This window comes from Oceanicaulis sp., from assembly GCF_051859625.1.
GTDB lineage: Bacteria > Pseudomonadota > Alphaproteobacteria > Caulobacterales > Maricaulaceae > Oceanicaulis.
In genome coordinates, this window is record NZ_JBHYFH010000001.1 from 1,528,796 (window position 1) to 1,542,175 (window position 13,380).

10 protein-coding genes are annotated in these 13,380 nt (G+C 64.7%); all 10 read right to left on the bottom strand.

All coding sequences use genetic code 11. The annotated features are described in order from the left end of the window. Window positions 1-73: 73 nt before the first annotated feature. On the bottom strand, window positions 74-1,441 hold the full coding sequence (locus ACTIGF_RS07415; protein WP_439636249.1) for an efflux transporter outer membrane subunit: 1,368 nt from the start codon (window positions 1,439-1,441) through the stop codon (window positions 74-76). Beyond that, the gene (locus ACTIGF_RS07420; RefSeq protein ID WP_439636250.1) at window positions 1,438-4,551 is read right to left on the bottom strand and encodes an efflux RND transporter permease subunit; all 3,114 of its coding nucleotides are present in this window, start codon (window positions 4,549-4,551) and stop codon (window positions 1,438-1,440) included. The genes ACTIGF_RS07415 and ACTIGF_RS07420 overlap by 4 nt, the downstream gene beginning before the upstream one ends. After that, window positions 4,548-5,546: an efflux RND transporter periplasmic adaptor subunit gene (locus ACTIGF_RS07425; RefSeq protein ID WP_439636251.1), complete on the bottom strand. Its 999-nt coding sequence runs from the start codon at window positions 5,544-5,546 to the stop codon at window positions 4,548-4,550. Before ACTIGF_RS07425 ends, ACTIGF_RS07420 begins: the two co-directional genes overlap by 4 nt. Before the next feature lie 173 nt (window positions 5,547-5,719). After that, a complete protein-coding gene (locus tag ACTIGF_RS07430; RefSeq protein ID WP_439636252.1) occupies window positions 5,720-7,006 on the bottom strand; it encodes an MFS transporter in 1,287 nt (428 codons plus the stop codon). 95 nt (window positions 7,007-7,101) lie between these two features. Further along, entirely contained in the window at window positions 7,102-7,527 is a 426-nt protein-coding gene (locus ACTIGF_RS07435; RefSeq protein ID WP_439636253.1) for an acyl-CoA thioesterase, read from the bottom strand. After that, the gene (locus tag ACTIGF_RS07440) at window positions 7,524-8,444 is read right to left on the bottom strand and encodes a 3-keto-5-aminohexanoate cleavage protein (RefSeq protein ID WP_439636656.1); all 921 of its coding nucleotides are present in this window, start codon (window positions 8,442-8,444) and stop codon (window positions 7,524-7,526) included. Before ACTIGF_RS07440 ends, ACTIGF_RS07435 begins: the two co-directional genes overlap by 4 nt. A 25-nt stretch (window positions 8,445-8,469) precedes the next feature. After that, complete coding sequence (locus ACTIGF_RS07445) at window positions 8,470-10,023, bottom strand: BCCT family transporter (RefSeq protein ID WP_439636254.1); 1,554 nt, start codon at window positions 10,021-10,023, stop codon at window positions 8,470-8,472. Then, complete coding sequence (locus ACTIGF_RS07450) at window positions 10,020-11,555, bottom strand: carboxylesterase/lipase family protein (RefSeq protein WP_439636255.1); 1,536 nt, start codon at window positions 11,553-11,555, stop codon at window positions 10,020-10,022. Before ACTIGF_RS07450 ends, ACTIGF_RS07445 begins: the two co-directional genes overlap by 4 nt. 4 nt (window positions 11,556-11,559) lie before the next feature. Further along, on the bottom strand, window positions 11,560-12,558 hold the full coding sequence (locus ACTIGF_RS07455; protein WP_439636256.1) for an NADPH:quinone reductase: 999 nt from the start codon (window positions 12,556-12,558) through the stop codon (window positions 11,560-11,562). 7 nt (window positions 12,559-12,565) lie between these two features. Beyond that, the gene (locus tag ACTIGF_RS07460) at window positions 12,566-13,375 is read right to left on the bottom strand and encodes an SDR family oxidoreductase (protein WP_439636257.1); all 810 of its coding nucleotides are present in this window, start codon (window positions 13,373-13,375) and stop codon (window positions 12,566-12,568) included. Window positions 13,376-13,380 lie beyond the last annotated feature (5 nt).

The following is a 13,380-nucleotide window of genomic DNA, read 5'->3' on the forward strand; positions in this document are numbered from 1 at the left end:
TCCAATCAGGGCGGGACTGCGGTGCACCCCGGTTCCGCCCTCGATTTGAGGTCTTCCATGAAGAGCCGCGACGTCAGGCCGTAGGCGAGGCCAATGCGAGATTGAGGGCGATGATCGCGTCCGCCAGATCCGCTTCGCTGTCCACCAGCGCCTCGCGGCTGCCGATCAGGGTGCGCTGGGCGTCCAGAACGTCGATGAAGCTCGCCAGACCTTCACGATAGAGCGCGTTGAGCTGGTCATAAGCGCGCTCGCTCTCGGTCACCGCGATCTCCAGATCGGTGAGCCTCGCTTCGACGCTCTCAATGGCGACCAGACCGGTTTCGACCTCTTCCAAAGCGCCCAACACGGCCTGCTGATAGGCCAAAGCCGCTTCCGCCGCGCGGGCTTGCGCCGCGTCGACCTCGGCCTGGCGGCGGCCAAAATCAAATAGCGGCACGTCCAGAACCGCAGACAGGCTGGCGGCGATCGCATCGCCCGGACCGTCTGACAGGTCTGCGGTTACGGCGCCGGGCAGACGCAAGGCCGGATAGAGGTCCGCCTCTTGCACGCCGATATCTGCAGTCGCCGCGATCAATCGCGCCTCGGCGGCGCGCAAGTCAGGGCGCTGGCGGAGCAGATCGGCGGGAACGCCGACAGGTATCATCGCGTCATAGGACAGGCCCAGCGCGTCACTGGGGGCGTCGGTGCGTGCGCTCAGTGCGTCCAGCACGCCGCCGGGGGCTTGCCCTAACAGCACCGCCAGCGCATTGCGCGCCCGGACTTCCTGGAGTTGCAAGGCGCCGCGCTGGGCGCGGGTGCGCGCCAGGTCGGCGGTGGCCCGACGCACGTCGAGATCGGCGGACAGGCCCGCCTCGGCGCGACGCTCGACGATATTGAGCGTGCGCTGTTGAAGCTCGAGCGAGGTGTCCAGAAGCGTCAATCGCGCCCGGGCGCGGCGGGCGTCCACATAGAGAGACACTGCTGTGGCGGCGGTCAGGCGCTGGATGTCCGCAAGCTCGAACTGCGTGGCCAGCACGTTGGCGCGGGCGCGTTCAACGGTGCGGCGCAACTGCCCGTTCACATCCACGATCTGGCTGAAACTCAGGCCGGCGGAGGCTGTATCCCGACCGGACGTCCGCACACTGGCGTCTGCGCCCGCATCCAGCGTGGGGAAGAAATCTGATCGCGCCGCTCCGGCGAGCGCCTCGGCGGCGGCCAGGCGTTCTGCGCTCTGGCGAATGTCGAGATTGCGGGTCAGGGCAGTTTCGACAAGCGCGTTAAGTTCCGGCTCTGAAAAGCCGGTCCACCAGGCGTCTTCAAGCGGGCGGACGGCCTCGCGTTCAAGCGTGCGGCTGTATTGCGACGGTTCGGGGGTGGGCGGGGCCACATAGTCCGGACCGACGGCGCAACTTGCGAGCAGGAGCGTCAGCAAGGCGGGGGACAGTTTCTGAATCAGGGTCATTGCGCAGGCCCCGGCTCGATCCCGGCTTTTTCAGCCGTGTCGAGTTCTTCGGCCAGACGCTGCTCGGCGGCGATGCGCGGCGTGCCGAAGCGCGCCAGCCCCAGATACACCACCGGCGTCAAAAACAGGGTGAAGGCGGCGGCCAATCCCAGCCCGCCGAACACTGTCCAGCCGATGGAGGCGCGCGCTTCGGCGCCCGCTCCGGTCGCGAGGATCAAGGGCAGGGCGCCGAGCACGGTCGAGATCAGCGTCATGGCGATGGGGCGCAAGCGGAGGGTCGCCGCTTCCTCGATCGCCGCGCGCACCGATTTGCCTTCGGCGCGCAGCTGGTCGGCGAACTCCACCACCAGAATGCCGTTTTTCGCCATCAGTCCGATCAGCATGACCAGCCCGATCTGGGAGAAGATATTCAGCGACGTACCGGTGAAGAACAGCGCATAAACTGCGGCGGCCAGGGCGAACGGCACCGTGATCAGGATCACGATCGGGCCTGTCAGGCTTTCAAACTGGGCCGCCAGCACGAGGAAAACGATGATCAGCGCAAAGCCGTAGGTTAAAGCCAGATCCCGGGTGGCTTGGTTCAGCGTTTCCGCCTCGCCTGCAAACAGCATTTCGATGTCTGAGGGCAGGGTCTCGTCGCCCAGACGCCGCATTTCATCCACGGCTTCGGCGATGGTCGCGCCGCCGACAATGTCAGCCTCCAGCTCGATGGCGCGGCGTTGTTCGGTGCGATCCAGCTCGGCGGCCACGCCTTCCTCGATGATGGTGGTCAGCGCGGACAGCGGAATCAGGTCGCCCGTGTTTGACCGAACATAGAGATTGCGCAGGTCGGAAGGGTCGCGCACTGCGCCGCTTTCGCTTTCAAGGATGATCGGGATGGCCTGGTCGTCCACGTTCAGATCGACGAGATTATCGCCGTCCACCATGGCGCGCAGGGTCACCGCCAGCTCGCTCAGAGGCACGCCCAGATCCGCCGCCCGGCGGCGGTCGATCTGGATGGAGAGCTGGGGCTGGGTCGGCTCATAGCTGATGTCGGGATTTTCCAGAATGTCGGACCGGGCGTTGATCGCGTCCGCCAGCGCCCGCGCCGCCTCGAAAATCTCCAGATAATCGCCGCCGGTCAGCGCCACTTCGATGCCGCTGCGCTGGCCGCCGCCCACATTCAGACTGCCGCGTCCAAACGGGCTGGCGCGCACGCCGGGAATTTCAGACAAGGGACCGCGCAGGGCTTCAACCAGCTCCTGCTGGCTGATGTCACGGTCTTCCCACGGGGCGAGGGGCGCCGTGATGAAGACCCGGTTCGGATCCCAGCGGCCCACCACGGTGAACAGCGACTGGATCGTGCCATCGTCCACATAAGGCTGCAGCACCGCTTCAATGGCGTCGGTCTGGCGATCCATATAATCAAGGCCCACCCCGTCCGGCCCGCCGGCCCAGACATAGATGACGCCGCGATCCTCCTCCGGGGTCAGCTCGCGGTCGAGCGCGAAGGCGGCGAAACAGGCTCCGACGCCCGCCAGGACGCAAATCCCGACGGTGATCCAGGGATGGTTCAGCGCGCCCCGGATCGCGACGCCATAGGTGCGATCCAGATACCCGCCGATCCGGCGCAGCGGGCCTTGCTTGTCATCATTGGCGGTCAGGTTCAGACGCGCCGCAAAAGCAGGCACGACTGTCAGCGCCACGAAGGATGAGATGATGACCGCCAGGGCCAGAAGAAAGCCGAATTCGCGGAACAGGCGCCCGGCGGTGGAGGGCAGGAAGGAAATCGGGACGAAAACCGCGACCAGGACCGCGGTGGTCGCCACCACGGGAAAATAGACCTGGCGCGTGCCGATCACCGCCGCGGCGCGCCGTCCCATACCCTTGGACTGAAGGCGGTGGATGTTCTCAAGAACCACGATGGCGTCATCGACGATCAGGCCGGTGGCGAGGACCAGCGCTAGCAGGGTCAAAAGGTTGATCGAGAACCCGAAGACCCAGAGCCCGGCGATGGCGCCGATCAGGGCGGCCGGAATGGCGGCGGACGGGATCAGCGTCGCCCGGAATTTGCCCAGGAACACCCAGATGACGCTGACCACGATCAGAACCGTCAGCGCCAGGGTCAGCATGACTTCCTGCACGGAAATGCGGATGAATTGCGCATCGTCGGAGGTGACCTGGATCTCAAGGTCGTCAAAGCGCTCGTTGAGTTGTTCGACCCGCGCTTGAACGGCGTCCGAGATGTTGATGGTGTTGGACCGCGCCTGACGGATCACGCCCATGCCGATGATGTTGCGGCCATTGAGGCGGGTGAAGCTGGAGGCGTCAGCAGGCGCGAAAAAGGCTTCCGCCACATCGCCGACGCGGGTCTGACCCTCAATGATCACGTCCTTGACCCGTTCCGGGGTCGCGGCCGTCGCTTCGGCGCGGACGATCAATTGCTGGTCTTCAGAGCGAAAACTGCCCACCGGCACGTCAAACGGCGCCTGGCGCAGCGCGTCCGCCACATCGCCGACCGTCAGGCCGAACCGGCTGAGGCGGATCGGATCGATCACCACGCGCAGCTGGCGCTCGCGCGTGCCGAACAGATTGATGGCGGCCACGCCGTTCACGGCGGTGATTTCAGGAACAATGTCATTTTCGACCAGGCGCGTCAGTTCCTGCTGGTCATATACGTCGCTCAGCACGGCCAGGCTCAGAATGGATTCAGCGTCATTGTCGGCCTTGACGACCGTGACTTGCTCGACCCGGTCGGGCAGGCGGCGGCTGACCTGGCTGACCGCTTCGCGGATGTCGGACGCGGCGGAATCCAGATCCACGCCCGCATTGAACTCGACACGGATGCGCGTGGAGTTTTCCTCGCTGGACGAGCGGATTTCACGGACGCCGGACACCCGCGCCGCGGCGCCTTCAAGAACGCTGGTGACTTCCGCATCGACTGTTTCGGGCGCGGCGCCGGGAAAGGCGGCGGTGATCGTGACGATGGGCCGGTCCACATCGGGCAATTCACGCACTTCGACGCCCAGCAGAGCGGCGAGGCCGGCGATCACGATCATCAGATTGAGCACCACCGCCAGAATGGGGCGCTTGACGGCGAGGGCGGGAAGATCGGATCCGGGTGTTTTCATTGCGCCAGCCCGCTGTCGCTCACAGCAGCGGCGCCGGAGGATGTGCGTGTCTCGCTTTCAGAACGGCGGCGGATATCAAGAAGTTCAACAGCTGCGCCTTCGCGCATGCGCTGGACCCCTTCGGCGACCACAAGCTCGCCGGCTGAAAGATCACCGCTGACCAGAACACGGCCCTGCCGGCGCTGGACCAGCGTGACGGCTTCACGCTCGGCGCGCCCCTCGCGGACCAGCCAGACATAAGCGCCGTCGCTGCCCCAGCTGATCGCGGCTTCAGGCACGACCGGACGAGCGTTGGAGAGCAGCTCGAAGCCGACCCGGAAGCTCATGCCCGGACGCAAGGCGTCGGCCTGGTTGTCGATTTCGGCGCGGACGGTGAAGGTGCGCGAGGTCGGGTCGATCCGGCTGTCCACATTGATGATGCGGGCGGAATAGGTTTGCTCGGGGCCGGCGAAGGGCGTCGCCTGCACGCGGTCGCCGACAGAGATACGGCTGAAAACCTGCTCGGATGGGTCGAAATCCACATACAGGACTGACCGGTCATCCAGCTCGGTGATGGCGGTGCTGGGCGTGATGCGGGCGCCGGCGTCAATATCAGTCAGGCCCAGATATCCTGAAAACGGCGCACGGACCGTGCGGCGGGCCAGGGCGATGCGCGCCTGTTCAAGTTCGATGCGCGCCGCATCCAGCGCGGTTTCCGCCTCGTCGATCTGGCTGTCTGACACTGCGCCGGTGTTTTCGATGCGCCGATAGCGGGCCAGAAGCTGCTCGGCTTCCCGGACCGCGACTTCGGACAGGCGCACTTCAAGGCGTTCCTGGTCTGCCTCCAGACGCACCAGAGTCGCGCCCCCCTCCACCCATTCGCCAGCGGAGAAAGCGACCGCCTCCACCTGTCCGGCTGTTTCAGGATAAATCGTGGCGTTCGCGCGGGCGCGGGCTGTGCCCAGCACCTCGATGCGCTCGGCTTCACGCTCCACGGTCACCTCTTCGGCGATCACGCCGACGCCTCTGGGCTCCCCTTCCGCGTCCGATGGACCGGAGGCGGCAGAGGGCTCCTGCGAGCAGGCAGAGGCGACACAAGTCGCCGCGAGACAGACCATCAAGCGTTTGAACATGCCCCGGTCTACGCAGTCCGGCGCCGACCGGATCACATCGCCTGGGGTATTGCGCGTCAGGCGGGATCGCTCTCGGCGTCTGCGGCTTCCTCGACGGCGGTTTCCGCCCAGTACTCGCCGCCGACCATGGCGGCCGGCGCCATCAGATAATCCTCGGTGGCGTCAGGGGCGTCACGGCGCGTGATCCGGTAGACCGCGATGGCGGAGAGCAGCAGGCACAAGCCGATCAGGTAATAGGCGAAGCCGCTGGGGCCGATCAGCCCCATCAGAACGCCTGTGCCGATTGGCCCCATGACCGCGCCTGCGCCGTAAACCATGACCAACGCGCTCGACGCCGCCGTCATCTGGTCAGGTTCAAGCCAGTCATGGGTGTGCGCCATGGATAGCGGATAGAGCGTCATGGTCAGTCCGCCGGCGAAGAACCCGGTTATGGTCAGGGCGATCAGGCCCATCTCAGCCGCCATGGGCAGCAGCGCCGCGGCGACGGCGGCTGCGGAAGCGACAGCGCCGATGATCACACGGCGGTCGATGGCGTCAGACAACCGCCCGATGGGCCATTGCAGGGCGGCGCCGCCCACCAGGGTCGCGGCGATGAACAACGACACCCCGCTGATCTCCAGCCCGATACGGCGCGCATAGACCGCGCCCATGCCCAGAATGATGCCATTGGCGACGCCGGCGCAAAAACTGCCCGTCAGTCCGAGCGGAGAAATCGCGAACAGCTTGCGCAGGGTCAGGCGCTCCACCTCCAGAATGTAGTGCGGCTGCGGGGCCGAGCTGAGCAATATGGGCACCAGCGCGCCCGAAATGATGATGGAGGAGAGGACGTAGAGCGTCAGGCTGGCTGTGGGCGCGGTGTTCATCAGCCCCTGCCCGATGGCGAGACTGCCATGGGTGATGATCATGTAGATCGCCAGCAAGGCCCCGCGATAGGTGTTGGAGCTTTCACGGTTCAGCCAGCTTTCGGCCACCACATACAGGCCAGCAAAGCTGAAACCGGTCAGAAAGCGCATGCCGGACCAGACGATGGGATCAATCAGAAGCCCATGCACCAGGATCGCGATAGAGCCGATCGAGGCCAGGGCGGCGAAGGTGCGCACATGACCGACCTTGGCGATCAGGCGTTCGGCGCTGGCGGAGCCGGCGAAAAACCCAGCGAAATAGCTGGTCATCACCAGGCCCGTCAGGGTGGCGGAAAAGCCGGAGTCCTCGGCCACCACGCCCAGAAGCGTGCCTTGCAAGCCGTTGCCGGCCAGAAGCAGCGCGATCCCTAGCAGGAGCGCCCAGAGCTGAACGACAGCGCCCAGCAAGCTGCGCTCCCCGGTCTGTTGTAGATCCGTCATGGGCCGGCTCCTTCGCCATACGCTTTCGCGTGTGCCTGAGACCGCAGGTCGGCGTCAATCTTTCTTGAAGCCGGGCCGAGACTGACGCGCGTCGTTTAGTCTTGCGCGTTGGCCTGAAGAAGGCGTTCCGCTCTTGCGCGCCAGTCTGCTGGCAGGGAGACGGCCTGACGCGCCTGGGTGTCGAAACAGACCGAGACGGCGGTCATCCGTGCGGCCCGCTGGTCCCGGCCGATGATCATCATGTCATAGACCAGGGTGACGGATTTGCCGCCGAGCCGTTCGAGACGGGCGTTGATCTCCAGCAGGTCGCCGGCGCGCACCTCGGCTTCATAATCGAGCTCATGACGCACATCGACGAACCCGGTCCCGGTCGCCTCGGCGTCCGATCCAGACCAGCCGAACACGGCGTTCAGAGCGTGATAGGAGGCGTCATCAAACATCGCCATGTAATAGCGGGTCGTCAGATGCCCCATCACATCGCAAAGCCAGGGGTGCGCGACGGCGCGGAACGGGGCGATCATGCCGCCGCCCGCAGCTTTTTCATCTCTTCGAGCTTGCGCAGGCCAAGCGTCTTGCGCGCCTCTTCAGGCGTCTGGATGCTGGCGCCCATCATTTCCACGATGGAGCTGGCGCGGTCGACCAGCTGCGCGTTTGTCGCGGGCTGGCCTTTGGCCAGATAGAGATTGTCTTCGAGGCCCACGCGCACATGACCGCCCATCAGGGCCGCCTGCGCCGCCATCGGCATCTCATTGGCGCCCAGACCAAAGGCGGCCCAGTTGGCGCCTTCCGGCAGATTGTCGACCATCGCTTGCATGTTGCGGGTGAGGCCTTCTGCGCCCCATTTCACGCCCATGCAGAGCTGGAACAGCGGCGGCTGCTCGAGCAGGCCTTCCGCCATCAGCTGTTTGGCGAACCAGATATGGCCCAGATCGAACACTTCGAGCTCGGGTTTGACGCCGATCTTCTGCAGCCGCTCCGCGCCGATGCGCAACATGCCGATGGAGGAGACGTAGACATAGTTGGGGACGTTGTAGTTGAACGAGCCGCAATCAAGCGAGCAGATCTCCGGCAGGAGCATCTCCACATGCTCCATGCGTTCGACCTGACCGACGCAATCGGTGTCCTTGCGGTCAAAATTCGTGGGGTCGTCATCAGGCCCCAGGAACAAATCCCCGCCCATGCCGGTGGTCAGGTTGATGATGACATCGGTGTCGTGTTCGCGGATGCGGTCGACGACTTCCTTGAACAGTTCCGGATCACGGCTGGGCGCACCGGTTTGCGGATCGCGCACATGAATATGGGCGATGGCGGCGCCGGCCTTCGCGGCCTCGATGGAGGCCTTGGCGATCTCTTCGGGCGTCACGGGCACATGCGGCGTCTTGCCGGCCGTCTCGCCTGAACCTGTCACAGCGCAGGTCAGGATCACATTGCGGTTCAGCTTTTGATCTTGAACGGTCAATACATCACTCCGGTGGTTGCGGGCGGGGAACGCCAGAACGGTCCTTCCCCTGGGGAGGCTGGTCTTCAATCAGTTGGGCCATCAGCGATCGCGCCATCACCAGACCGATCAGGACGACCGGGGCGGACGCGATCAGCGCGGCGGTCTGCACCACGCGCAGGCCGCCGACGAACAACAGCGTGATCGGCAGGGCGCCCAGCATGGCGGCCCAGAACAGGCGTTGCCAGAGCGCGGGGTCCTGGCCCGGCGACAGCGACCGGGTCGCGCTCGAGGCGAGAATGTAGGAGGCGCTGTCATAGGTGGTGGCCGAAAACACCACAGCGGCGACGGCGAACAATCCCATCGCCCACACGTCCAGCGGCAAGGCGTCCATGATCGCCACGATCGCCTGGGCGCCGCCATCCGCGTTCAGACGCTCGACCACGTCCACCGCGCCGGTCAGCTGCAGGTTCAGCCCGTAATTGCCAAGGATCACGAAGAACAGTCCGGCGCCCAGACTGCCATAGCCGATCATGCCGAAAATCACCTGACGGATGGTCCGGCCGCGTGAGATGCGCGCCACGAACAGGCCGACCACAGGCCCGTAGGCGATCCACCAGGCCCAGTAGAAAATCGTCCAGTCGATCACGAAACCGGTGTCGCCAAAGGGTTCGGCCCAGCTGTTCAGACGCAGGAAATTCTGGGCCACCAGCCCGTAGCCGGTCACGCCGGCCTCGATGAACAGGCCGGTCGGCCCGGCGATGAAGACAAGCGCCAGAAAGGCGAAGATCAGTCCGACATTCAGATCGCTAAGACGTTGGATGCCCTTGCGCAGGCCTGCGGCGGCGCTGAGCGCGAACAGCACCATGGTGACCACGAGGGTTGCGACTTCAAGCCCGAAGCTGGCTTCGACGCCCATGATCCGGGCGGCGAGGGCGGCGATCATCGGGGTTGAGAACCCCAGCGAAGTGCCGGCGCCGCCGAGCAGGCTGACCATGAAAATGGTGTCCACGATCCGGCCCATCGGTTGGTGCGCGCCGAAGCCGGGCACCCCGGCGCAGCCCGTACTGAGCCTCAGCAGAGGAATGCCGCGATTATGATAGGCGTACCCGATGGCGAGGGTCGGCAGGCAGTAGAACGCCCAGGCGGACGGCCCCCAGTGAAACAGGCCATAGGCGGACGCCCATTCAATCGCTTCAGGCGTTCCGGGCGGCAGCCCGAAGGGCGGCGTCTGGAAATAATAGGCCCATTCAATGCCGGCCCAATACATCAGTCCCGCGCCGATCCCGGCGCAAAACAACATGGACGCCCAGCCCAGCGTATTGAATTCCTCGGGCGTGTCGGGGTCTCCCAGACGCACCGCGCCGAACCGGCTCAGCGCCAGCCAGACCAGAAACGCGATCAGGATCATGCCCAGAATAAGATAGAGCGGTCCGATCGTTTCTGCGACGAAGCCATAAATCTGCGGCAGCAACACAGCGCCGGCGTCCGGATCAAGGATCAGGCCCAGACAGACCAGTCCGACAATTCCGGCGCTGACGCTGAAAGCGATCCAGTCCGTGCGTACGCGTTGTGTCATTGTGCATCCTCCCAGCCGAGACGCGGGCATAAAGCCCCGTCCAGCGGTGCACCTTCGGTTATTGTTTCATCCCAGATCAGGAGTGCGCCTGTTGCTGAATATTCAGGCCAGGTCGTCGTTTCTGTAACGGGGTTCGGATCGCCAGTGCGCGCGAACCGCGCCCAGCTTTCATTCATCGATGCGCTAAGCGCACGGTCGGTCGTGTTGGTCGGTATCCAGGCGTCATGGGTGTTGAAAACATAAGGCAGTTCGGCGCCATGATAGGCGCGCAAAGCGTCGTCTGCTCCGTCACGCACACGCTCGAACCGGTAAAGATAGACCTGCGCGCCCTGGGCCGAGACCCCGCGCGCGAGCGCCTGACCCGGGCAGCGCATCCATTGCGCCGTCTCAAGCCGGTCAACAGCGCCCAATTGCGAGCCCTCTTCGGCGATTAGCCTCTGAACGGCGGCGTCGCCCACCTGTTCGCGCCAGCCTTCAAGCGTCGCGTCCAGCCGGTCGGCGTCCACATACATCCGCCATTCGTCCCGGTTCGTCCCGATGATCAGGGGGACCGCGTTGAGCGCGCCTTGCCGGAGCGCGTCTCCGGGAGAGACAGGCAGCTCTGAGGGCCCATAGACCGGGCCGAAATCATAGTCAGGCAAAACCTCGCCTGCGGTTTGCAGCACGTCTTCAGCGGAAGCGTCCAGCGGATCACCCTCAAGCGCCTCCGCCAGACGGTCAAAAGCTGCGTGGGCGGTCCTGGCTGGACGGTCGGCGGCATACTCAAAGCCGCCGCTCTGGCTGATGGCGCGATGAAACAGGCCGTCTTCGGCGGGTGACGCGATCAGTGCGCCGACCGCAGCCGCCCCGGCGCTTTCGCCGAAAATCGTCACCTGGTCCGGGTCGCCGCCAAATGCGTTGATGTTGGCCTGCACCCATTCAAGCGCCGCGATCTGGTCAAGCAATCCGGCGTTCGCCGTGCCGTCGGGCGTATCCGGAGCGAGATAACCGAAGGCGCCAAGACGGTAGGCGATGGAGACCAGAACCACGTCATGGTCCGCAAAGACGTTCCCGTGATAATCGGGCTCGTAGGACCAGCCGCCCGTATAACTGCCGCCATGAATATAGACCATGACCGGCGCATTCGTGCCCGGTTGCAGATCCGGCGTCCAGATATTGAGGTAGAGGCAGTCCTCGCTCACGCTGAGCGGTTCAGGGGCGCGATCTCTTGGCTGGCCGAAGCTTTCCGCGATATCGGCGTACCAATCAACATTTGATCGGGTCTGCATGCAGGCCGGGGCGAAGGATTGGGCCGGGCGCTCCACGCTCCACGCCTCGACGGGGGGAGGCGCTTTCCAGCGCAGAGCGCCCACAGGCGGGGCGGCGAAGGGCACGCCCTTGAACACCCCGCCATTCGGGTGACGATTAAAGGTCAGGCCGATCAGCGGGCCTGATTGTGTCTCTACACGCGGGGGCCCTGACGTCTGCGTGGTGCAGGCGCTCAGGGCCAGCAGGGCGCAACCCGCCCCGGTGATGAGACTTCGAACCTTCAACCGATCATACCTCTTGCACGTTGACGATGACCGCGCCGCGGCGGTCGCCTGCCTCCACCGCTGCATGAGCGGCGGCGCATTCAGCCAGCGGAAAGGTTTCGGCGATCCTGTGGATCAGCCCGTCCTTGGCGCTGGACTCCACGCGGGCGATATCTTGAATGGCCTGAGCTTTGGCGTCTTCCGGCATGGCGTAAACAATGATCATCCGTACGGTCAGATCCATGAACATCATGCGGTAGAACGGCAATGTGGGGCTCATGTCCTGGGCTGAGGAATAGGTGCAGATCGCACCGCCGATGCGGATGCAATCAAGCACTTCGCCCAGATTGGCGCCGAACTCGACCTCGACGACCTGATCCACCTTGCGTCCGCCTGTGGCTTTCAGCACTTCAGCGCTCCAGCCATCCTGACGGTGATTGACCACATGGGCGGCGCCCGCTTCCCGGCAGGCTTTTTCGTCTTCGGGGTTGCTGGCGGTGGCGATCACGGTCGCGCCTGCGCGGCTGGCCCATTGAATGGCGTAATGGCCGACCCGGCCAGCGCCGCCCGTCACAAGGATGAGTTTGCCGCTGGGGTCGCCCTCGGCGAACACGCAGCGATGGGCCGTCATCACCGGAATGCCGTAAATGGCCCCGACTTCGAAACTGGCGCCGTTCGGCAGAGCCGGCGCACGCGTTTCCTCGATCACCACGTATTCCGCGGCGGTGCCGAACCGGCGTCCGTACTGGGCTTGATAGAGCCAGACCTTTTCGCCGACGCGTGACGGGTCGACGCCCTCTCCGACCGCTTCAATGACGCCTGCGCCGTCGCTGTGCGGGATGACATAGCCGTCATCAAGCAGGTTCGGGAAAGAACCGAGGCGTTTCTTGACGTCAGACGGGTTCACGCCGCTGGTGGCGATCTTGACGCGCACTTCGCCGGGGCCGGGTTCGCCGACAGGCTTGTCGCCCAGAATCAGCGTGTCTTCAGGCTTGCCGAACGCTTCGAAATAAATGGCTTTCATGGCCGCCTCATTTGACCGGGAAGGACAGGGATTCCGTATGCCCATCAACAGCGATGGATTGACCGGAAATGCGTTCGCCGCCTTTGGAGCTCAAAAAGGTGCACATATTGGCGACGTCTTCAGCGCGAACGAAAGTCTGCATCGAGGATTGGCTTTGATAGGTGCGTCGCACCTCGTCGGGGCTGACCCCGCGGCTGGCCGCTTCACGCACGATGACGCCTTCGATGCGCGGCCCCTCGACGGAACCGGGACAGATGGCGTTCACGCGAACGCCGTACGGTCCCAACTCCATGGCCAGGGTTTTCGTCATTCCGATCAGCGCCCACTTGGACGCCGCATAAGGCGTGCGGAAGGGAAAGCCGAACAGGGCGGCGTTGGAGGCGATGTTGATGATGGATCCGGAGCCCGCTTCCTTCATCGCCCGCGCGGCGTGTTTGATGAAGTTGAAAGCGCCCACGAGATTGACGTCCAGGCACTGGCGAAACCCTTCTGCATCAAGGTCTTCGACAGGGCCTGTGGGACCTGCGATCCCGGCATTGTTCACCAGAGCGTCCAGACGACCATAGGAGGCCAGGACTTCCTTGACGACGCACTCGGCTGCTGCGGGGTCTGACACATCCGCACGCCGGGCGCCGCTGCCGGGATAGGCTTCCAGAAAGTCCGTCAGCGCCCGCTCATCCACATCGCACACATGAACAGCCCAGCCTGCATCATAATAGGCCTTGGCGATGGCGCGCCCGACGCCCGAGGCGCCGGCGGTGACAAGAGCGACCGGAGCGGCGGCGCCTTTGGGCGCCGCCGGTTTGTCTTGGGTCATTGTCG

Bases quoted from the DNA above. Each gene is read 5' to 3' on its own strand.
- ACTIGF_RS07415 (WP_439636249.1), bottom strand. From the start codon at position 1,441: ATGACCCTGATTCAGAAACTGTCCCCCGCCTTGCTGACGCTCCTGCTC.
- ACTIGF_RS07420 (WP_439636250.1), bottom strand. From the start codon at position 4,551: ATGAAAACACCCGGATCCGATCTTCCCGCCCTCGCCGTCAAGCGCCCC.
- ACTIGF_RS07430 (WP_439636252.1), bottom strand. From the start codon at position 7,006: ATGACGGATCTACAACAGACCGGGGAGCGCAGCTTGCTGGGCGCTGTC.
- ACTIGF_RS07435 (WP_439636253.1), bottom strand. From the start codon at position 7,527: ATGATCGCCCCGTTCCGCGCCGTCGCGCACCCCTGGCTTTGCGATGTG.
- ACTIGF_RS07445 (WP_439636254.1), bottom strand. From the start codon at position 10,023: ATGACACAACGCGTACGCACGGACTGGATCGCTTTCAGCGTCAGCGCC.
- ACTIGF_RS07455 (WP_439636256.1), bottom strand. From the start codon at position 12,558: ATGAAAGCCATTTATTTCGAAGCGTTCGGCAAGCCTGAAGACACGCTG.
- ACTIGF_RS07460 (WP_439636257.1), bottom strand. From the start codon at position 13,375: ATGACCCAAGACAAACCGGCGGCGCCCAAAGGCGCCGCCGCTCCGGTC.